Source organism: Pusillimonas sp. T2, assembly GCF_002236805.1.
Taxonomy (GTDB): Bacteria; Pseudomonadota; Gammaproteobacteria; order Burkholderiales; family Burkholderiaceae_B; genus Neopusillimonas.
In genome coordinates, this window is the sequence record NZ_NIQA01000002.1 from 223,673 (window position 1) to 243,558 (window position 19,886).

19 protein-coding genes and 1 riboswitch are annotated in these 19,886 nt (G+C 57.3%); of the genes, 8 read left to right on the plus strand and 11 right to left on the minus strand.

All coding sequences use genetic code 11. The features are described 5' to 3' along the window. Positions 1-19: 19 nt before the first annotated feature. From mreD to PuT2_RS04160, 3 genes are read right to left on the minus strand one after another with little or no spacing between them, the layout of a single operon-like run. Positions 20-577 (minus strand): rod shape-determining protein MreD, encoded by a 558-nt coding sequence (gene mreD / locus PuT2_RS04150; protein WP_093969767.1) that lies wholly within the window; start codon positions 575-577, stop codon positions 20-22. Then, positions 567-1,442 (minus strand): rod shape-determining protein MreC, encoded by an 876-nt coding sequence (gene mreC / locus PuT2_RS04155; RefSeq protein WP_093969768.1) that lies wholly within the window; start codon positions 1,440-1,442, stop codon positions 567-569. Before mreC ends, mreD begins: the two co-directional genes overlap by 11 nt. A 23-nt stretch (positions 1,443-1,465) precedes the next feature. Next, positions 1,466-2,509 carry a rod shape-determining protein gene (locus PuT2_RS04160; RefSeq protein WP_093969769.1) on the minus strand — a complete coding sequence of 348 codons (1,044 nt, stop codon included), beginning with the start codon at positions 2,507-2,509 and terminating at the stop codon, positions 1,466-1,468. Between the two features lie 188 nt (positions 2,510-2,697). Here PuT2_RS04160 and gatC point away from each other — a divergent pair, with 188 nt between their 5' ends. The 3 genes from gatC to gatB are packed head-to-tail and all read left to right on the plus strand — an operon-like array spanning position 2,698 to position 6,004. Further along, positions 2,698-3,006 carry an Asp-tRNA(Asn)/Glu-tRNA(Gln) amidotransferase subunit GatC gene (gene gatC / locus PuT2_RS04165; protein ID WP_093969770.1) on the plus strand — a complete coding sequence of 103 codons (309 nt, stop codon included), beginning with the start codon at positions 2,698-2,700 and terminating at the stop codon, positions 3,004-3,006. Between the two features lie 20 nt (positions 3,007-3,026). After that, positions 3,027-4,550, plus strand: coding sequence for an Asp-tRNA(Asn)/Glu-tRNA(Gln) amidotransferase subunit GatA (gatA, locus tag PuT2_RS04170; protein ID WP_173862508.1), 1,524 nt, complete (start codon positions 3,027-3,029; stop codon positions 4,548-4,550). After that, complete coding sequence (gene gatB / locus PuT2_RS04175) at positions 4,550-6,004, plus strand: Asp-tRNA(Asn)/Glu-tRNA(Gln) amidotransferase subunit GatB (protein WP_093969772.1); 1,455 nt, start codon at positions 4,550-4,552, stop codon at positions 6,002-6,004. The genes gatA and gatB overlap by 1 nt, the downstream gene beginning before the upstream one ends. Here the strand turns inward: gatB and pyrE are convergent. Continuing rightward, a complete protein-coding gene (pyrE, locus tag PuT2_RS04180) occupies positions 6,001-6,672 on the minus strand; it encodes an orotate phosphoribosyltransferase (protein WP_093969773.1) in 672 nt (223 codons plus the stop codon). The genes gatB and pyrE overlap by 4 nt on opposite strands. A gap of 201 nt (positions 6,673-6,873) precedes the next feature. On the opposite strand from pyrE, the gene PuT2_RS04185 reads away from it, so the two are divergent. Continuing rightward, positions 6,874-7,278, plus strand: coding sequence for a DoxX family protein (locus PuT2_RS04185; protein WP_093969774.1), 405 nt, complete (start codon positions 6,874-6,876; stop codon positions 7,276-7,278). Between the two features lie 37 nt (positions 7,279-7,315). After that, entirely contained in the window at positions 7,316-8,113 is a 798-nt protein-coding gene (locus PuT2_RS04190) for a class III extradiol ring-cleavage dioxygenase (protein WP_093969775.1), read from the plus strand. Here the strand turns inward: PuT2_RS04190 and PuT2_RS04195 are convergent. From PuT2_RS04195 to PuT2_RS04220, 6 genes are all read right to left on the minus strand, one after another. Further along, positions 8,110-9,711, minus strand: coding sequence for a serine hydrolase (locus tag PuT2_RS04195; protein ID WP_093969776.1), 1,602 nt, complete (start codon positions 9,709-9,711; stop codon positions 8,110-8,112). The two genes, PuT2_RS04190 and PuT2_RS04195, sit on opposite strands and share 4 nt — an antisense overlap. A gap of 133 nt (positions 9,712-9,844) precedes the next feature. Next, positions 9,845-10,294 carry a PACE efflux transporter gene (locus tag PuT2_RS04200; RefSeq protein ID WP_093969777.1) on the minus strand — a complete coding sequence of 150 codons (450 nt, stop codon included), beginning with the start codon at positions 10,292-10,294 and terminating at the stop codon, positions 9,845-9,847. 30 nt (positions 10,295-10,324) lie between these two features. Continuing rightward, on the minus strand, positions 10,325-11,107 hold the full coding sequence (locus PuT2_RS04205; RefSeq protein WP_093969778.1) for an exodeoxyribonuclease III: 783 nt from the start codon (positions 11,105-11,107) through the stop codon (positions 10,325-10,327). Positions 11,108-11,119: 12 nt separating this feature from the next. Continuing rightward, positions 11,120-12,367: a muropeptide transporter gene (locus PuT2_RS04210; RefSeq protein WP_371596405.1), complete on the minus strand. Its 1,248-nt coding sequence runs from the start codon at positions 12,365-12,367 to the stop codon at positions 11,120-11,122. Between the two features lie 11 nt (positions 12,368-12,378). Continuing rightward, on the minus strand, positions 12,379-13,002 hold the full coding sequence (gene metW / locus PuT2_RS04215) for a methionine biosynthesis protein MetW (protein ID WP_093969779.1): 624 nt from the start codon (positions 13,000-13,002) through the stop codon (positions 12,379-12,381). After that, the gene (locus tag PuT2_RS04220; RefSeq protein WP_093969780.1) at positions 12,999-14,228 is read right to left on the minus strand and encodes a homoserine O-acetyltransferase; all 1,230 of its coding nucleotides are present in this window, start codon (positions 14,226-14,228) and stop codon (positions 12,999-13,001) included. Before PuT2_RS04220 ends, metW begins: the two co-directional genes overlap by 4 nt. Then, positions 14,220-14,298: riboswitch (SAM riboswitch) on the minus strand. Its footprint overlaps the gene before it by 9 nt. A 154-nt stretch (positions 14,299-14,452) precedes the next feature. Between PuT2_RS04220 and PuT2_RS04225 the strand changes: the two genes are divergently transcribed. Further along, positions 14,453-14,707 carry a helix-turn-helix transcriptional regulator gene (locus PuT2_RS04225; RefSeq protein WP_093969781.1) on the plus strand — a complete coding sequence of 85 codons (255 nt, stop codon included), beginning with the start codon at positions 14,453-14,455 and terminating at the stop codon, positions 14,705-14,707. A 56-nt stretch (positions 14,708-14,763) separates the two neighbouring features. On the opposite strand, the gene PuT2_RS04230 is transcribed toward PuT2_RS04225, so the two are convergent. Next, positions 14,764-15,297: a hypothetical protein gene (locus PuT2_RS04230; RefSeq protein ID WP_093969782.1), complete on the minus strand. Its 534-nt coding sequence runs from the start codon at positions 15,295-15,297 to the stop codon at positions 14,764-14,766. Between the two features lie 115 nt (positions 15,298-15,412). Between PuT2_RS04230 and gshA the strand changes: the two genes are divergently transcribed. Both gshA and PuT2_RS04240 read left to right on the plus strand, forming a co-directional pair. Then, positions 15,413-16,999 (plus strand): glutamate--cysteine ligase, encoded by a 1,587-nt coding sequence (gene gshA, locus PuT2_RS04235; protein WP_093969783.1) that lies wholly within the window; start codon positions 15,413-15,415, stop codon positions 16,997-16,999. Between the two features lie 77 nt (positions 17,000-17,076). Next, positions 17,077-19,884, plus strand: coding sequence for an aconitate hydratase (locus PuT2_RS04240; RefSeq protein WP_093969784.1), 2,808 nt, complete (start codon positions 17,077-17,079; stop codon positions 19,882-19,884). Positions 19,885-19,886 lie beyond the last annotated feature (2 nt).

Here is a 19,886-nt window from a genome sequence, read left to right on the forward strand (position 1 = left end):
GATGCGTGCAAAGACGGCCTCAGGCCGTCCCCGACTCGACTTCATCGTGCAATCGATTGGGCAGGTAGTGCAGCAAAATGTAGGCAATGGGCCAAAGCGCAACCGTAAACAGGGCCGACCAGAACCATGACCAACCTACCCACTGCCCCGCCAGCCAGGCGCTGATCAAGGCGTATACCGCCTCGGACACCACAAAAACAGGTAACAAATGCAAGGCCTGCACAACCGCATTAAAACGGGCCAACCGGCGGCTTAACACCACGGTTCCGTATGCAACCAAACCATACACCAGTGCCTGCCCGCCCAATGGGCCAGCATCATGGACGTCCATGAGCAGGCCAAATACGAATGCGGTAAACAGACCAACACGCCGTGGTTCGTAGAGACACCAGAATGCAATAACCAGCAGAAGTAAGTCGGGCGCGGGCAGCCACAGGCGCCATGACAACAGCGAAACGACCCAGACCAGCAGAATTGAGGTCCACACCAGCCATATACTGGCTGGCCCCCCGAACGAACGGGTATCGAGTGGCTGCAGAGAGCTTAACGAACGAGGCGTTGTATTGCTAGGGCGCATTGTCACCCTCGGCATTGGCCGCAGCACGGGCTGCCTCGGTGCTTAAAACAAGAAAATGCCGATAACGCTCAGGGTGCGACGACGGTGTAACAAGCGCGACGGCAAAACCGCTGACCGTATCATGTCTGACTTCGTCGACGCGACCTACCGCCAGACCTGCCGGGAAAAGCCCGCCAATACCGCTGGTCACCAGCGTATCGCCCGGCTGAATATCGGCATTGGCCGTTAAATAACGGACTTCAACCTTACCTTCGGGGTTGCCGCCAAAAGCAATAAGCCGCAGCCCGTTACGCACGACCTGAACGGGCACCGACACCTTATCGTCGGTGAGCAGCGCAGCTTCGGAAGTAAACGGCGTAACCCGAATGACCTGACCGACCACACCGCCCTCATCGATAACAGGCATACCCGGCGCTATACCGCTGGTCGTGCCTTTATTAAAAATAAGATGATGATTAAACGCGTTGGCCGGCTCGTAGAGCACTTCTACGGCAATCGACTGCTGCTGGCCCAGTTCGGTCACACTAAGCAAACGACGCAACTGCAAATTTTCGGTGGCCAACTGTGCCGCGTGGCTGGACAGTTGGGCCAACTCAATGCGTTGACGCTGAAGCGCTTCTTTTTCGGTACGTGCCAGCGTGGCCGCGTTCATCCAGTTATCGACAAGCTCAATAACATCGCGCGGCGCCATAGCCAGCCTTTGAAAAGGATAAATGGCCACTGACACCACGCGTCGGACGGGATCGAGCACCGACCAGCGCGCATCGACAAACAACAAAACCAAACTAAGCAAAACCACAACCAGCAGACGAAACTCAGGCGTTGGCCCGCGCTTGAATAACCGGAGAGTTGCGTTTTGCTGCATTGATCAAGGCCGCACCGTCGGTGTTAATCGTAGATGAACACCGTGCCCAGACGTTCAAGGTGCTCGAGCGCCTCACCGCAGCCACGAACCACGCAGGTTAGCGGGTCTTCGGCGACGATAACGGGCAGACCGGTTTCCTCTTGCAGCAAGCGATCGAGGTCGCGCAGAAGTGCCCCACCACCAGTAAGGGCGATACCCTTTTCGGTAATGTCAGAGCCCAGTTCTGGCGGTGTCTGTTCGAGCGCGGTTTTTACCGCGGACACGATCTGGTTGAGCGGATCGGTAAGGGACTCGAGAATTTCGTTGGACGACACCGTAAAGCTTCGCGGCACGCCCTCTGACAAATTGCGGCCCTTGACTTCGATTTCGCGAATTTCGGCACCCGGAAACGCAGAACCAATTTCTTTCTTGATGTATTCGGCGGTGGGCTCGCCAATGAGCATGCCGTAGTTGCGACGGATGTAGTTGATGATAGCTTCGTCGAATTTGTCGCCGCCTACACGTACCGAGCCCTTGTACACCATGCCGCCCAGGGAGATCACCGCAACTTCGGTGGTACCGCCACCGATGTCGACAACCATGGAGCCGCTGGCGTCGGACACGCCTAACCCGGCACCAATGGCAGCGGCCATGGGCTCTTCGATGAGGTAAACCTGACTGGCGCCCGCACCAAGGGCCGACTCGCGAATGGCGCGACGCTCGACCTGGGTGGAACCGCAAGGTACGCAAACAATGATTCGGGGGCTAGGCGCAAACATGCTGCCCGGATGCACCATACGAATAAACTGCTTGAGCATTTGTTCGGTCACGGTAAAGTCGGCAATCACGCCGTCTTTCATGGGCCGAATGGCCTCGATGTTGCCCGGCACCCGACCCAGCATTTGCTTGGCCTCGCGACCGACTGCCTGGATGATTTTTTTACCATTTGGGCTGCCGTCGTGGCGGATGGCGACGACCGAGGGTTCGTCGAGCACAATGCCCTTGCCGCGAACGTAAATTAACGTGTTGGCCGTACCAAGGTCGATGGCCATATCGCTGGAGAAATAACTGCGGAGAAATCCGAACATGTGCGCTTAGTCGTAGATAGTTTATTAAAGCGAATTAATCAGCCATCGCGGTTTTGAAGCTTAGCACGCGCCCCACGGGCCCAATTAACAGAATTAGCCGTAAATGATAACTTATAATTCATTTTAGATAGGGCCAGATTATTGGCCCATTAATTTTTAGTAACCGATCCCTCTACCGGACAATTTCCATGGCCATTACCCAAGACGACGTTACCCGCGTCGCGCGTCTTGCGCGCATTGCACTGTCAGAACCAGACAGCCAAACCATGCAAACCGAACTCAATGGCATTTTGGGCCTGATCGAACAACTGCAAGCCGTCGACACCTCGGGTATCGAACCTATGGCGCATCCGCTTTCTGCTCACCAAGACATTGCCCTTCGGCTGCGCGAAGACATCCCCGCCCCCGCGCATTCGGCGGAGGGTCGCGATGCACTCATGTCGAACGCCCCGGCAAACACCGAAGGCCTGTTCCTGGTGCCCACGGTCATCGAATAAACTCTTACTAAATGTTACCCATGTCCACACTTCAAGAATTCGACAGCATCGAAGCCTTGCGTCAGGCCTTAACAGCGCGCAAAGTCAGCGCGGCCGAGCTTGCCAACGCTGCGCTCCAGGCTGCCCAAGCCCAGACAGGGCTGAATGCCTTTTTGCACGTCGACCCTGAACTCACCTTGGCTCAGGCGCGCGCCGCCGACCAGATGCTGGCCGAAGGGCGAGCTCATCCACTGACTGGCGTCCCCATCGCGCACAAAGATGTATTTGTCACGCAAGGCTGGCGCACAACGGCAGCAAGCAAAATGCTGGCCAACTACACCAGTCCATTCGACGCCACGGTCGTTAGCAAACTGGCGCTGGCAGGCGCCGTATCGGTGGGTAAACTCAATTGCGACGAATTCGCCATGGGTTCGGGCAACGAAAACTCGGCATTTGGCCCCACGCGCAACCCGTGGGACACCCGACACGTGCCCGGTGGCTCGTCGGGCGGATCGGCTGCCGCCGTTGCCGCAGGTATTGTGCCTGCAACTACCGGCACCGATACCGGCGGCTCAGTGCGCCAACCGGCCGCCCTTTGCGGCGTCAGCGGCATCAAGCCCACCTACGGTACGGTGTCGCGCTTTGGCATGATTGCCTTCGGGTCCAGCCTCGACCAGGCCGGACCAGTGGCACGCCACGCTAAAGACCTCCTCGAGCTACTCGACACCATGAGCGGCTTCGACGAACGCGACTCGACCAGCCTTGAGTATTGCGATGGTATCGCCAATGCGCCCGGCCGTATGCGCAACGAATTTACACAGCACGCCGCTCAGTTCGACGCCAACGACGCCAAGCCCCTGCAAGGCTTGCGCATTGGCGTGCCCGACGAATTTTTCGGTGATGGCCTAAGCGCAGACGTCGCGGCAGCTATCGAGGCCGCACTACAACAATACGAAGCATTGGGCGCCACACGCGTCAACATCTCGTTGCCACGCACCAAACTGTCCATTCCGGCGTATTACGTCATTGCACCGGCCGAGGCATCCAGCAACCTGTCGCGCTACGATGGTGTCCGTTACGGCCATCGCACCAGCCAATACGGTGACCTGGCCGACATGACCAGCCGCAGTCGCGCTGAAGGGTTCGGCCCTGAAGTGATTCGACGCATCATGGTGGGCACTTATGTACTGTGCCATGGCTACTACGACGCCTACTATCTGCAGGCTCAACGGGTGCGCCGCATGATTGCCAACGACTTCCAGCAAGCCTTTGCCAACCAGTGCGACGTCATCATGGGGCCCGTCACGCCGACGGTCGCCAAACGTATTGGCGACAACCGCGACGACCCGACCGCCGACTGGCTGGCCGATATCTACACCCTGGGCGTCAGCTTGGCGGGGTTACCGGCAATGTCTATCCCTTGCGGGTTTGGCGGTACCGAAGGCAAACTGCCCGTCGGCTTACAAATCATTGGCAACTACTTCCGCGAAGGCCAGATTCTGGCCATTGCCGACCGCTTCCAACAGGTCACCGACTGGCACCAACGTAAACCGGAACAAAAATAATGGAATGGGAAATTGTCATCGGGCTTGAAACACACGCCCAGCTATCGACGGCCTCCAAGATATTTTCAAGCAGCAGCACCAAATACGGGGCGTTGCCCAACACCCAGGCCAACGAGATCGACATGGCGCTACCCGGCAGCCTGCCGGTGCTCAACTGCGGCGCTGTCGAACGCGCGATTGCATTCGGCCTGGCGGTGGGGGCACACGTGGCGCCGCGCTCAATTTTTGCGCGCAAAAACTATTTTTATCCCGACCTGCCCAAAAACTACCAAATCAGCCAATTCGAGATTCCGGTAGTCCAAGGCGGCGAGATCCGCTTCTTTGTGGGCGACACCGAAAAGACGGTGCGCCTGACCCGTGCCCACCTCGAAGAAGACGCGGGTAAATCGTTGCACGAAAACTTTACCGGCCCGCACGGCGAATCATCTACCGGCATTGACCTGAATCGCGCCGGTACGCCATTGCTCGAAATCGTATCCGAACCCGAGATGCGTTCGGCGGCCGAGGCTGTCGCCTATGCCCGCACACTGCATAGCCTGGTCGTTTGGTTGGGCATTTGCGACGGCAATATGCAAGAAGGCTCTTTCCGCTGCGACGCCAACGTTTCGGTGCGCCCGAAGGGGCAAGCCGAGTTCGGCACGCGCTGCGAAATCAAAAACCTGAACTCGTTCCGCTTCCTTGAGCGCGCCATCGTGTACGAGGCCCAACGCCAGATCGAGCTGATCGAAGACGGCGGCAAAGTGCGCCAGGAAACCCGCCTGTACGATGCCGACAAAGACGAAACCCGCAGCATGCGAAGCAAGGAAGACTCTGACGACTATCGTTACTTCCCCGATCCCGACTTGCCACCGCTGGTTATTGCGCCCGAATGGGTTGAGCGCGTCAAGGCCGGTATGCCCGAGCTGCCGAGTGCCAAGCGCAAACGATTCGAGTCTGACCTGGGCCTGACCGGCTACGACGCAGCACAGCTAACGCTGGACCGCGCCTTTGCAGACTACTTCGAAGCCACAGCAAAACAACTGCCAGAAGGCCAGGCCAAGCTGGCCGCCAACTGGGTCCTGGGCGAAGTTTCGGCAGCACTGAATCGCGACGAAATCGGGATTGAAGCCATTCCTGTTTCAGCCGATGCCCTGGCCGGCCTGATCAAACGCATCATCGATGGCACGGTGTCTAACAAAATTGCTCGTGATGTGTTTACCGCAATGTGGGCCGGCGAGCACAACGGCAATGCCGATGCCATCATCGAAGCTAAAGGCCTGAAGCAAATCAGCGATACCGGCGCCATCAGCAAAATGGTCGACGACGTTCTGGCTGCCCATCCCGCCATCGTCGAAGAATACCGGGCGGGCAAACAAAAAGCCTTCAATTCGCTGGTTGGCCAGATCATGAAGGCCGCCAAAGGCAAGGCCAACCCGCAGCAGGTCAATGACCTGCTGAAAGAAAAGCTGGGTTAAACGCCGTATTTCTTGCGGTAGGCCGCGACAGCGTCGCGGTGTACCGCAAGCTCAGTGCTGTGCTCGATAAGCGCCATGATATCGGCGAGTGATGCAATACTGACCACCGGCATGCCGTAACGGTTCGAGACCTCTTGCACGGCCGAATGCGGTGACAAGGCATCGTCAGGCCCCGCCCGCTCCATGCGATCGAGCGCAATAAGCACTGCTGCCGGTTCGGCGCCTGCCGCCTTAATAATTTGCACCGACTCGCCCACCGACGTACCGGCCGTGATCACGTCGTCGATAATGACAACCTTACCCTTTAGCGGCGCGCCCACCAATACACCACCCTCACCGTGATCTTTGGCTTCTTTACGGTTAAACGCAAACGGGATATCGCGCCCTTGCATGGTCGGATGCTGAGCCAATGCCACCGACGTGGCGGTAGCCAACGGGATGCCCTTATAAGCCGGCCCGAACAACATGTCGAATTCAATGCCCGAGTCGACCAGCGCCTGTGCATAAAACTGCGCCAGACGCCCTACCGACAAGCCGGAGTTGAACAAGCCGGCATTAAAAAAATAAGGGCTGAGTCGGCCGGACTTGACCTTGAACTCGCCAAAACGCAAAACGCCTTGCTCGAGCGAGAACCGCACAAAGTCGGTACGTGTGGTGTTTACAGACATGATGGACCTGGAAAATAAACGGGAAAAGAAACATTATCGTGCATAAGTGGCCTACCTTGCGCCACGAACCCTTTGCCTTCTTATAAACTGGGCACGTGATTCGACGCTGAACAGGCCAGCATCACAGGTAGCAGAATAATTTTTTCTCTTTGCTTCACGGTTTGCTGTTCGCAGTTGCTCTTTTTCTTATAAAGGAAAACCATGGATAACACCTGCACACTCTGGGCGCCCCGCGTTCTGGGCATCTTACGTATCGTCAGCGGCTACCTGCTGTTCTGGCACGGCTCGGCCAAGCTGTTGGGCATACCCCATATCGCCATGTTCGATAACCTGCAGCTTTTTTCAATTTACGGCCTGGCCGGCATTATTGAAATTGTATTTGGCATTTTGCTGTTTATCGGCCTGTTTACGCGATTTTCCGCATTCATTGCCTCGGGCTTTGCCGCAGCGGCTTACTTCATCGGCCACGTCGCACCCAAGGGCGACTTGCTATTGCCTATACTTAACGGTGGCGAAGCAGCCACGCTGTTCTGCTTTGTTTTCTTTTATATTATTTTTGCCGGGCCAGGCGCCTGGAGTGTCGACGGCTTAAGAAAGACAGCCTGACACGGCGGGGCCCACCCCAAACTGCACGAGAACCACCATGACAATGCCTGTTTACTATATTTCGCACGGCGGCGGCCCCTGGCCTTGGATGCCTGAAGCTGCAGAACGCTACGCTATTCTGACAGCTGCACTACAAGACATCCCGAACCAGTTGCCGCGCAAACCCAAAGCCATTGTCATGGTCTCAGCGCACTGGGAAGCCGACGGCGGCTTCTTAATTATGGGCAATCCGAAGCCGCCCATGTATTACGACTATTACAACTTCCCGCCACACACCTACGAAGTACAGTACCCTGCACCGGGCTCGCCAGAACTCGTCAAGCAGATCGCCACGCTACTCGACCGCGCCGGCCTGCCCTGCGCCATCGATTCTGAGCGCGGTTTTGACCACGGTACTTTTGTACCTTTGGCAATCATGTATCCAGACGCCGATATCCCGGTGGTACAGGTCTCCCTAGAAACGCATTTCGACCCAGAGCTACACCTGGCGTTAGGGCGTGCCCTTGCCCCGCTGCGTAACGAAGACATTTTGATCATTGGTAGTGGTCTGAGCTATCACAATCTGCGTGAAATCCGCACGATTGGGTCTGAACCCTCGGCTCAATTCGATGCCTGGCTGCAGCAGGTCGTGGTCGAAGGCCCGGTGGCAGAGCGCAGCAATGCCCTTAAACAGTGGGAATCGGCACCCGCAGCGCGACGCGCGCACCCACGCGAAGACCACCTGCTTCCCCTGATGGTCGCAGTAGGCGCAGCCGAAAACGAAGCCGCGACCTGTGTACACCACGAGGTCACCGCATTCGCAAACATTACCGCATCCAGTTTCCGGTTCGGCTAGTGGGCGGCGCTTGTGCGCTGCCACTGGCCCAGCCCATTCCCGTTTAGATACTCAACGACAAAGCCTTGGGCGACTTTACTGCCCGGCATTCGCTCAAACTGAACTGACGACAGCGACCCCTTGGCTTCATTCTCGGACACTGGCGCAATAGCGAAGGTGTCGCCATCCCAAGGCTTGAGCTCTGCATTGAGCCCCCCGGGGCCCAAGGCCAGATACAACGACGGCCCCCGCGCTGTAATGGTAGCCGGGCCGTAATACTCGTTGTGATAAGTGCCCACATACCCGGTCGGGTCGCCCGCCGGCCGAACCGTTGCCGGGGGTAGCTGGCCCACCAGATCACCAACCGGCTCGAGCAAGCCCTGAAACAAGGGTTGATAAGCACTAAACCAGTCACGCAAAGGCTTGCCGTACTGAACGCGATCGGTAAATTCGGCGGCAATGCTTTCGGCGACCCCCACCGGACTACCGTTGGTGAGCACCACAATACCAACATTGGCCGAGGGCAGCAGACGATAGTGCGTACCCGTGCCCAGCAAGAACGCCCCCGAATGACTGACCAGCACACGGCCGTTCGGTTCGATACCCACGTTGAAGCCATAACCATAAAAACCCGGGCGGGACTCAGCTGTGGCCATCGGCCCACTGAACGCCTGGGGTTGGGTCGCCTGTAAAAGCGCTTCGGCGGTGGCCAATTGCCGACCCTTGTACCGACCCGATGCCAGCATGAATTTCATCCAGTTCGCCATATCGAGCACGTTGGACGACACGCCCCCAGCCGGCGACTGCGCATCGGCATTACGATCGTAAAGCGCCTGAAACCGACCATCCTCAAACGCATGTTGCGCCGCCCGATTCTGGCGCCTCATAAAGTCTTGATGACGTGCACTGCTTGAAGCCATGTCCAGCGGGTCAAACAAAGCCGCCTGAATCAACGACTCCCATGGCTTGCCCACCGCCGTTGCAACGGCCTCGGCGGCAGTCGTCGTGCCAAAGTTGGCGTAGTGGTAAGAAGTGCGAAAGTCGTCGAGCGGCAACAAGTGCAGACGCGAAAGAATTTGCTCGCGCGAGTAGCCAAGGTCTTCGAGATCGTCTCCGGCCGCACTAGGCAAACCAGAACGATGGGCCATGAAGTCGCCGATAGTTGCTGTTTGACTAACGTAAGTGTTGGCCAGCCTGAAGCCCGGCAAATACTTGACAACCGGATCGTGCCACTGCACTTTGCCCGCACTGACTTGTGTGGCAATCAACGCGCCGGTCAACGACTTTGACAAAGACGCTATAAGAAAGACCGTCTCGGGGGTAACGGGCTCTGGCTTACCCAACTGACGTACACCAAAACCCTGTGCAAACACGGTGTCGCCATTGTGGACCACCGCTACGGCTACGCCCGGCACCTGGCTACGGTCGATAATATTCTGCACAATGGCCGGCAATTCGGCCAACGCCTGCGTCATACCATTGGGGGCAAGCGCGACCTGGTCGAGACCGGGAAATAGCCCCACATTGATATGCGGTGACGCACTACGTGCGCTGAACGGCACTGCCAAGGCGGCGGAAAGCCCGACGGTTACCAAAAAATTTCGGCGCAAAATGGGCATATCAGGGCTCCTGGGACAGGTGTGTACCAACCGGAAAGTCAGATGCCCATTAAAACGCCTTTAACCGTTGACCAACAAGCCCCCGAAACAAATAGGCCGCTCCAGCCCCGGAAGCGGCGCAGCGCAAGCGGGCTTACTGCGCTGACTGACCCTGCGCAACCGGCTGGGGCATAGCCGATGCGGGCAAGCCAAAGACGCGGTCGAACACCCAACTGAATACAAAGGTGTACACCAGAAAGAAAACGATCAGACCGGCGTCCAGCACCAAGGCCTCCCACCACGACACCTGCAACCACCAGGCAAAAAACGGCACCAGAAACACCACTAACCCGCCCTCAAAGCCGATGGCGTGGGCAATGCGCCGCGCAATGCTGCGCCCTTTGCGAATTTGGCGTGACTCCCAGAACTCGAAGCCGGTATTCCAGACCAAATTCCAGAGCACAGCGATAACTGACGCCACGACAGAGGCGATACCCGCGTCTGTCATGCTGTAGCCCAGCAAATAAAACACTGTCGTGGTCAGTGCAATAGCGATAGCCTCGTATAACGACACATACACCACCTTGCGTTTGATCCCTTGCATCACGCTTCCTTTAGCCAAACAACCCGAGGATTACACCTGGGTATCGTAATCAATGATCAGCGGCGCATGGTCGCTGAACCACTGTTCTTTATAAATGGACGCCTGCGTTGCGGTCGCCGCAATATCGGGCGTGGCAATTTGATAATCGATACGCCACCCGACATTATTGGCCCGTGCCTGACCCCGATTGCTCCACCATGTGTAGGCGTCACCGGTGGCCTCTGGATATAACCGACGATACACATCCACCCACGAAAGCTCATCAAACACACGGGTCAACCAGGCGCGCTCTTCTGGCAAAAAACCACTGTTCTTCAGATTGCCTTTCCAGTTTTTCAGGTCGATTTCTTTATGGGCGATGTTCCAGTCGCCACACAAGATAACCCTGCGGCCGGCTTGCGCCAACTGCTGCAAATGGCCGTAAAAGACATCCATAAAACTGTACTTTGCCGCCTGACGGTGGTCTCCGCTTGAGCCCGAAGGCAAGTAAACAGAGATAACCGAAAACCCGTCGTAAACCAGCTCGATATAGCGGCCTTCAGCGTCGATTTCAGGTACGCCCAGGCCTTCAATAACCTGATCGGGCACCTTACGGGCGTAAATACCCACACCGCTGTAGCCTTTTTTCTCGGCGTAATGAAAATAGCCCATGTAGCCCGACGGACTGCGCATTTCGTCGGTCAGATTATCGGCCTGGGCTTTTAATTCTTGCAGGCAGATAAAGTCGGCGTTTTGCTCGGGCAACCAGGTAAAAAAACCTTTATTTGCCGCCGAGCGGATACCGTTAAGGTTGGCAGAAATAACACGGAGCATAAGCGGAATCTTTTAATGTCGGTCGGTGCTGTCAAGCTGCCTGATTTCATCGCGCTTGAACCAAAGCAGCGCCAAACCTGGCAAGGCTATCAATACCGTAAATACAAAAAACTGCGGCCAGCCGAAGGCCTCTACCAAAGGCGGCGTAAATGGCCCCGCCAGATAAGTGCGACCAACGGCCGACAAAGCAGACAACAATGCAAACTGGGTTGCCGAGAACTGCTGGTTGCACAGCGCCATAAGCAGGGCCACGAATGCGGCCGTACCCAGCCCGCCGCACACGTTTTCGATAGCGACCACCATGCCCATGGTGTAAAGATGTGGCGGCGTTACCGCCAACACCCAATACCCAAAATTGGACACGGCCTGCAAAATGCCAAACAGCAATAACGAGCGATACAGCCCCATACGGGCCATAATGCTGCCACCGGCCAGCGCACCGATAATGGTGGCTACTAGGCCAAATATTTTATTAACCGCCCCCACCTCTTCGGTGCTGAAACCAGCACCGCGGATAAGAAAAGTGGTGGACAAGGCCCCGGCAAAGGCATCGCCCAGCTTGTACAGCACAATCAGCAACAAAATCAGTACTGCGCCACGCCGACTAAAAAACTCGGACAAGGGCGCAACAACGGCCACACCCAACGTGCGAGGCGCCGCCGCAATGACTTCGGGTTCGGGCGCCAACACCGTGGCCAAGGCGCACAACATCATGAACACACCCATGAGCGCATAGGTGTACTGCCAACCCAGCCACGACCCGGCCAGGACCAGCGCCAGCCCCCCGGAAACGATCATGGCCAACCTGTACCCTAATACTTTCAGGGCGGCACCTGCGGCGCGCTCGTTGTCGCGCAAGACGTCGGTACTATAGGCGTCGAAAGCGATGTCTTGTGTGGCCGACAGAAACGCCACAATAACGGCCACTGCCGCCAACAAACCCAAATGCGACGAGGGCGACAACATGCCCATGGCAATAATAAATATGCCCAGCAGCAACTGGCTGAAAAACATCCAGCTACGACGACGTCCTAGAAAATCGGGTGCATAGCGATCAACCAGCGGTGCCCACAAAAATTTGAGGGTGTAGGCCGTACCTACTAGCGTGAGAAAGCCAATATTTTGCAGCGAAACACCGGATACGGTGGCCCAGGCCTGCAACGTACCCGTAACCAGCGCCAGGGGCAGGCCACTGGCAAAGCCCAAGACCAGCAGAGGATAGACCCGCGGGCTTGCATAAACACTGCTGAACGAAGATATGTCAGCCTCCTTCAGGATGCGGCGTTGGGAGACTCGAAACGGTACACCGCCAGTGTGCTGCGCCAACCACGCAAAAAGTTGATTTCTTTATCGCGGTTAAAGGTAGCGACATGCGTCACTTTAAGCCCCAATTGTTGCGCCAGATCTTCGAAATCTTTCATGGTGCACAAATGAATATTGGGCGTGTTGTACCACTCGTAGGGCATTTGACCAGTGACCGGCATACGCCCTTTTAAAATGGATAACCCGTGCGGCCAGTAACCAAAGTTGGGAAACGACACAATGCCAAAACGCGCCACACGGGCCATTTCGCGCAAAATGTGTTCAGTATGGTGCATGGACTGCAAGGTTTGCGACAGCACGACTGAATCGAACTGCTGATCGCGAAACAAGGCAAGACCGTCTTCAAGGTTTTGCTGAATGACCCTGACCCCGCGCCGAACTGAAGCAATGACTCGCTCGTCGTCAAACTCAACCCCTGCGCCATCGACCTTTTTATGATCGCGCAGATAAGCCAGCAACGTGCCGTCGCCGCAACCTAAATCCAGTACTCGGCTGCCTGGCTCGATCCAGCCTGCAATACGGACAAGGTCGGGGCGGATGGCCGCAGTATCGTGTTTTGTGGGGGTCGTCATGCCAATACTCCCGTCGTTTTAGTGCGCTCGGGCAAACCCAGTTCGCGGGCAATCTGGTCGTAATAGCCCTGCACAACAGCATGGTAGCGACGATCGTCGAGCAAGAAGGCGTCGTGGCCGTGCGGCGCGTCGATTTCGGCATAGGTAACCGGCAACTTGTTCTCGAGCAGGGCCTCAACAATCTCGCGGGAACGCTCGGGTGGAAAGCGCCAGTCGGTCGTAAACGACACCAGCAAAAAGCCGGCTTTAACGTGGTTCAGCGCCCGGGCCAGACTACCCTCGTACCGGCGCGCCGGATCGAAGTAATCGAGCGCACGCGTAATCAGCAAATAGGTATTGGCGTCGAAATAGGTTGAGAACTTTTCGCCCTGGTAGCGCAAATAAGACTCTACTTCGAACTCGACATCGTAACCGTAATGGAAATCGCCACCCTCGGCCGGCGCCCGTTGTGTGCGACCAAACTTAGTAGCCATGTCGTCGTCTGACAAATACGTAATATGGCCCACCATTCGGGCCAGCGACAGACCGCGGCGCGGCACCGTGTTATGGGCGTAATAGTCGCCGCCATGAAAGTCGGGGTCGGTAATAATGGCCCGGCGCGCGACTTCGTTGAAGCCAATATTTTGGGCCGATAAGCGCGGCGTACTGGCAATGACAATGCAATGACCGACGCGGTCGGGGCAGATCATTGACCACCCCAGAGCTTGCATCCCCCCCAACGACCCGCCCATGACGGCGGCAAACTTTTTAATGCCCAGGTAATCAGCCAGACGGGCTTGTGCATGTACCCAGTCTTGTACTGTAAGCATGGGGAACGAGGCCCCCCAGGGCTTGCCCGTATCGGGGTTGATACTGGCCGGGCCTGTCGAACCAAAACAAGACCCGATATTATTGACACCGATCACAAAAAAGCGGTCGGTATCCAGCGCCTTGCCAGGGCCTACCATGTTGTCCCACCAACCCACGTCTTTGACATTGTCTGCCGACAAGCCGGCCACATGATGCGAGGCATTTAGCGCATGACAAACCAGCACTGCATTACTACGGTCGGCGTTAAGCGTGCCGTAGGTTTCTATGGCCAGCTCGTAGCGCGGTAAGACCTGCCCGCTGACCAGGTGCAGCGGCTCGTCGAAACTGATGAATTCGGGGGAAACAATACCGACGGAACCTGAGGGAATCGCGGTTTCGGGGGGCTGATTGGTGACTGTATGAGGTGATTGGGCCATAGAAGGACCTCTTTAGCTGGATTTATGAGGCGCCCGCAAGCAGATCAAGCAAATCGGCGCCGTACATTAAGTTAATCGAAATTCTAACACCTCGGCCACGCAGTTTTTAGCCACCCTGACTTTGATATTGTTCGCAAAATTGATACATTAATAACAAATTCTTTCAATTCACCAATAGATAAGGCCACCACAATGGTGGCGGCATACAAAAAAGGATAACAAAAATGATAGGCACGGCCCACGACACTGCAACCATCCAAGGCCCCCACCTTACACCCCGCGAAGTCGAGTGCCTGCGATGGGCGGCCATTGGTAAAACCAGCGCCGAAATAGGCGCCATCTTGGGCCTGACCGAGCGCACCGCCAACTTCCATATTAAAAATGCTTGCACCAAGCTGGATGTCTGCAACCGGCAGGCGGCCATTACACATGCTTTACGCGCCGGCTATCTGGACACGCTTGAGCGGGTTGCTGCTTGAAGCGCCGCACGCAACGATTAAAAGCAACAAACCTCCAGACGCTAAGCGCGGCCTAGTCAGCTCCCCGGCGCTTTGACCGCGTTCAAGAACTGCCCGGCCGGCTCGGTGGGAAACCGATCGGCAGGGGCCATGACCAACGCTTCGGTGATCGACGACGAATGCACCCACACCACCCCCTGAAGGCGCAACGGCCCGCCAGGGCCTTTCCCGGCAATCTCAAATGGCTGGCCCTGGCGGGGCAACGGATTGGGGGGTTGCTCCCCGAAATTCCCGTAAAACGACAGCAACGTCTGCTGATACAGGCGCTCGCGCATGCCGGCGTCTTGCCCGATAACCGGTGGCAGCGGCGCATGGCCGACAGCAAACACGGCATCGTTCAACACCGTGCCTGTCAACGAAAATTCAAGCGCGTGCCCCTCGAAGGGCAGCGTCTTTTTTTGTACCCGGGGTTTATCAGGAAACGCAGCCATGACCAGGCCGTCGGCCAGCGTGACTTCGCGCCAGTTGTAGTCGGGGGAGCACCCCACCAAAAAACCGGCAAACGCCACTACAACCAAGGCGCGCAGCGCCATCAAGACCGAACGAAACACCTCAAATCCCCTTTGGAATTTGCTGGAAATACAGCAAAAAAACATTCACAGGCGTACATTGTAGGGGCTCGGGTAAAATCCGCTGCCATACGCCCATATCAAGAAGATACACCGAATGAACCAACGCGCCGAACGACACACGCTGCTGCACCCCAAGGCCTCCGTCTTGCGAGGCATTATGCGGGGTATCGAAAAAGAAGGGCTGCGGGTAGACCTGAGCGGCGCCCTGGCCCGTACGCCTCACCCACAGCAGCTGGGCAGCGCGCTAACCAATCCTAAAATCACCACCGACTACTCCGAAGCCCTGCTCGAACTGATTACCGGCGTACACGGGTCGATCGAGTCGCTACTGGGCGAGCTTGAAGACATTCACCGGTTTGTCGCGGGCAAGCTGCGGGGCGAACTGATCTGGAACCAATCCATGCCTGCCCTGCTGCCCGGCGAGGCCGACATCCCCATCGGCTGGTATGGCACATCGAACACGGGCATGCTAAAGCATGTGTATCGGCGCGGCCTGGCCGAACGCTACGGCAAAGCCATGCAATGTATTGCCGGCGTTCATTACAACTTTTCATTGCCCGACGACATCTGGGCTCTGTTGGGCACCGAAGGCAACAGCATCGAAGAACAGCGCTCAAAAGGCTATCTGGCGCTGATTCGCAACTTTACGCGCTATTCTTGGCTGCTCATGTATCTGTTCGGTGCGTCGCCGGCCATTTCGACCAGTTTTGTCAAAGGCCAGCCGCATCAGCTCGAACGCTTCGACGACGACACGCTGTACCTACCCTACGCCACCAGCCTGCGCATGAGCGACCTGGGCTACAACAACAAGGCACAGTCCGAACTTCAGCTGTGCTACAACGACATCGAAACCTTTCTGAAGCGTTTGCACGATGCCGTCACCACGCCCTGGCCTGCCTACGAAGCCATCGGCACCCATCGCAACGGCGAATGGATCCAGCTGAACACCAATCTGCTGCAAATTGAAAACGAGTACTACTCCAGCATCCGGCCCAAGCGCTCTGTAGAGCGCGGTGAACGCCCGTCAACAGCACTGGCTGCGCGCGGAGTCCAATACATCGAAGTACGGTGCCTCGACATCGATCCGTTCTGTCCGGTAGGCATTCCAGATACCACCAGCGCCTTCATGGACGCCTTCCTGCTGTTTTGCGCAGTCGAAGACAGCCCGTTTTTCCCAAATAACGGCTTTTGCCGCGACAGCAACGATAACTTCGGCGTTGTTTCCAAACGCGGCCGCGAACCCGGCCTGAAACTGGTCCGTCAGAACCAACCCATTGGCTTACAAGAATGGGGCCGAGAACTGATTGAACGCATTGGGCCCTACGCCGAATTGCTCGACACTGCAAATAACACCACCTTGCATGCGCAGGCTTTGCAAGTGCAGGCACAAAAGGTCAATCACGTCGAAGAAACACCGTCCGCGCGTCTGCTGGCCGACCTGCGCGCCAGTGGTCGCACCTTCCACGACTACACGCTCGCGCAAAGCCTGGCCCACCATCAAACCCTGACCGCCACACCACTGGCGCCCGAAACAGTAGCCAACCTAGAGCGCACCGCGACCGAATCGCTGGCCGAACAAGTTGCCATCGAAAACAGCGACACCGAGTCTTTCGACACTTACGTCGCCAAATATCACGCGGCACTTCATGCGCCCGTGCCGTCCTGGGCCGCAACCCAATAGCAAGGTCGCTCCCCGGGGGTTAAGATAAAAGGGTAGCTGCCCTGCGGCACGCCCTTTTACCAACCGGGAGATGCGTCATGAGCAACACCAATAGTTTTGGCGCCCGACAACAGCTTGATGTCGGCGGCGAATCCTACGAAATCTACCGGCTCGATGCCGTCAAAGGCAACGGGCTCGATGTGGCCAGCCTGCCCTACAGCCTGAAGATCCTGCTCGAAAACCTGCTACGCACCGAAAACGGATCAGACGTCACGGCGCAAGACATCCGTGCGCTGGCAGGCTGGAACCCCGCAGCCGAACCCGACAAAGAAATTGCTTTCACACCTGCGCGGGTCGTGTTGCAAGACTTTACCGGCGTACCGGCTGTCGTCGATCTGGCCACCATGCGTGAAGCGGTCAAAGAACTGGGCGGCGACCCCACTAAGATCAACCCACTGGCGCCCGTCGAACTGGTCATCGATCACTCCGTCATTGTCGACGTGTTCGGGCAAAAAACGGCGTTCGAACAAAATGTTGATATCGAATACCAACGCAACCTAGAGCGCTACCAATTTTTGCGCTGGGGTCAAGAGGCCTTCCAGAACTTCAAGGTCGTCCCGCCGGGCACCGGCATTGTCCACCAAGTGAATTTGGAGCATTTGTCACGCGTCGTCTTTACCAAAGACAACGGCGTGAACAAGCAGGCCTACCCCGACACCTGCGTCGGTACCGATTCGCACACACCTATGGTTAATGGGCTGGGCATCGTAGCGTGGGGGGTCGGCGGCATCGAAGCCGAAGCGGCCATGCTGGGCCAACCCATTTCCATGCTGATCCCGCGCGTTGTTGGGTTCAAGCTTACCGGCTCGTTGCCCGAAGGCACCACCGCAACCGACCTGGTCCTGACGATTACCGAAATGCTGCGCAAGCATGGCGTTGTTGGCAAGTTTGTTGAGTTTTACGGGCCAGGGGTGTCGGCAGTACCCCTGGCCAACAGGGCCACCATCGGCAACATGAGCCCCGAATACGGCTCAACGGTTGCTATCTTTCCCATTGACGACGAAACCCTGCGCTATATGGCGCTTACGGGTCGCCCGCAAGCACAAATCGACCTGGTCGAGGCCTACGCCAAAACGCAAGGCTTGTGGCACAACCCCGCAGCAGAACCGCGCTACTCTGAACGGCTCGAGCTCGACCTCTCGACCGTCGTACCTTCTATCGCCGGGCCAAAACGCCCCCAAGACCGGATCGCACTGACCGACGCTAAGCCCTCTTTCCAAGGGGCGCTCTCGTCTTACATCAACGCTCCCGACCAAAAGCCCAAAGGGTACGACAAGGCCGTGGCCGAATCCTTCCCGGCCTCCGACCCGCCATCGCACGACGAAAAAGCAGCCCAATCCCCCGCCCCTACCGATCACACCGAAGCGGCCACCGGCACGCGTCGCCATGCGGCCGTCCCCATCAAACTGGCCGATGGCAGCACAGGCCAACTCGACCATGGTTCGGTCGTTATCGCCGCCATCACGTCGTGTACCAACACCTCCAACCCGGCCGTCATGCTAACGGCGGCCTTGCTGGCCAAAAAGGCCGTCGAAAAAGGGTTGACACGCAAACCCTGGGTCAAGACCAGCCTTGCGCCCGGGTCTCGCGTGGTCACCGACTACTACGAACGTGCCGGGCTGACGCCCTACATGGATAAACTGGGCTTTAACCTGGTGGGTTACGGATGCACCACCTGCATCGGCAACTCCGGGCCACTCATTCCCGAAGTCAGTAATGCCATCAACGAACATGATTTGTCGGTCGTGTCAGTTTTATCGGGTAACCGCAACTTCGAAGGCCGAATCCACCCCGAAGTCAAGATGAACTATCTGATGTCGCCGCCGCTGGTCGTCGCCTACGCACTGGCCGGCACAATGGACATCGATATGTACGCCGAGCCGCTAGGCAAAGGCACAGACGGGCAAGACGTATACCTGAAAGACATCTGGCCTACCACGGCCGAAGTTCAGGCAGTTATCGACAGCACGATTGCAGCCGACATGTTTGCCGGCGGCTACGCCAATGTGTTTGCGGGCGACGCGCGCTGGCAAAAGTTGCCTACACCCAAAGGGCAACTGTTCCAGTGGGATGACAGCTCTACGTATGTGCGCAAACCGCCCTATTTTGCCAACATGCCGCGCCAACCCGAGCCGGTTACCGACATCCGTAACGCGCGCGTCCTGGCGCTTCTAGGCGACTCGGTTACCACCGACCACATCAGCCCGGCAGGCTCAATTGCAAAAAGCTCGCCCGCCGCAGCGTACCTGACCAGCCACAACATCACGCCCGCCGACTTCAACTCTTACGGTTCACGGCGTGGCAACCACGAGGTCATGATTCGGGGTACGTTTGCCAACGTACGGCTGCGTAACCAGTTGGCGCCGGGCACCGAGGGCGGCTATACACGCGACTTTTCTCAGCCCGATGCGCCGGTTACCAGCATTTACGACGCATCCACCCAGTACATCAAAGCCGGCACGCCGCTGGTAATTCTGGCGGGCAAAGAATACGGCTCGGGGTCGTCTCGCGACTGGGCGGCCAAAGGTACAGTCCTGCTGGGCGTACGCGCCGTCATCGCCGAGTCCTACGAGCGAATTCACCGCTCCAACCTGCTGGGCATGGGCGTACTCCCCCTGCAATTTCCGGCCGGCCAATCGGTGCAGTCACTGGGCTTGACGGGTGAAGAGGTATTTTCAATTACCGGCATTGAGACCTTGAATCAGGGCAAAGTGCCGGCAACAGTCAAGGTCAGCGCCGGCAACATCAGCTTTGATGCCATCGTTCGAATCGACACCCCCAGCGAGGCCGACTACTACCGCCATGGCGGCATCATGCAGTATGTGCTGCGCAATCTTCTGAAATAAAG

Coding starts and splice junctions, on each gene's coding strand:
- mreD (WP_093969767.1), bottom strand. CDS start 577: ATGCGCCCTAGCAATACAACGCCTCGTTCGTTAAGCTCTCTGCAGCCA.
- mreC (WP_093969768.1), bottom strand. CDS start 1,442: ATGCAGCAAAACGCAACTCTCCGGTTATTCAAGCGCGGGCCAACGCCT.
- PuT2_RS04160 (WP_093969769.1), bottom strand. CDS start 2,509: ATGTTCGGATTTCTCCGCAGTTATTTCTCCAGCGATATGGCCATCGAC.
- gatC (WP_093969770.1), top strand. CDS start 2,698: ATGGCCATTACCCAAGACGACGTTACCCGCGTCGCGCGTCTTGCGCGC.
- gatA (WP_173862508.1), top strand. CDS start 3,027: ATGTCCACACTTCAAGAATTCGACAGCATCGAAGCCTTGCGTCAGGCC.
- gatB (WP_093969772.1), top strand. CDS start 4,550: ATGGAATGGGAAATTGTCATCGGGCTTGAAACACACGCCCAGCTATCG.
- pyrE (WP_093969773.1), bottom strand. CDS start 6,672: ATGTCTGTAAACACCACACGTACCGACTTTGTGCGGTTCTCGCTCGAG.
- PuT2_RS04185 (WP_093969774.1), top strand. CDS start 6,874: ATGGATAACACCTGCACACTCTGGGCGCCCCGCGTTCTGGGCATCTTA.
- PuT2_RS04190 (WP_093969775.1), top strand. CDS start 7,316: ATGACAATGCCTGTTTACTATATTTCGCACGGCGGCGGCCCCTGGCCT.
- PuT2_RS04195 (WP_093969776.1), bottom strand. CDS start 9,711: ATGCCCATTTTGCGCCGAAATTTTTTGGTAACCGTCGGGCTTTCCGCC.
- PuT2_RS04200 (WP_093969777.1), bottom strand. CDS start 10,294: ATGCAAGGGATCAAACGCAAGGTGGTGTATGTGTCGTTATACGAGGCT.
- PuT2_RS04205 (WP_093969778.1), bottom strand. CDS start 11,107: ATGCTCCGTGTTATTTCTGCCAACCTTAACGGTATCCGCTCGGCGGCA.
- metW (WP_093969779.1), bottom strand. CDS start 13,002: ATGACGACCCCCACAAAACACGATACTGCGGCCATCCGCCCCGACCTT.
- PuT2_RS04220 (WP_093969780.1), bottom strand. CDS start 14,228: ATGGCCCAATCACCTCATACAGTCACCAATCAGCCCCCCGAAACCGCG.
- PuT2_RS04225 (WP_093969781.1), top strand. CDS start 14,453: ATGATAGGCACGGCCCACGACACTGCAACCATCCAAGGCCCCCACCTT.
- gshA (WP_093969783.1), top strand. CDS start 15,413: ATGAACCAACGCGCCGAACGACACACGCTGCTGCACCCCAAGGCCTCC.
- PuT2_RS04240 (WP_093969784.1), top strand. CDS start 17,077: ATGAGCAACACCAATAGTTTTGGCGCCCGACAACAGCTTGATGTCGGC.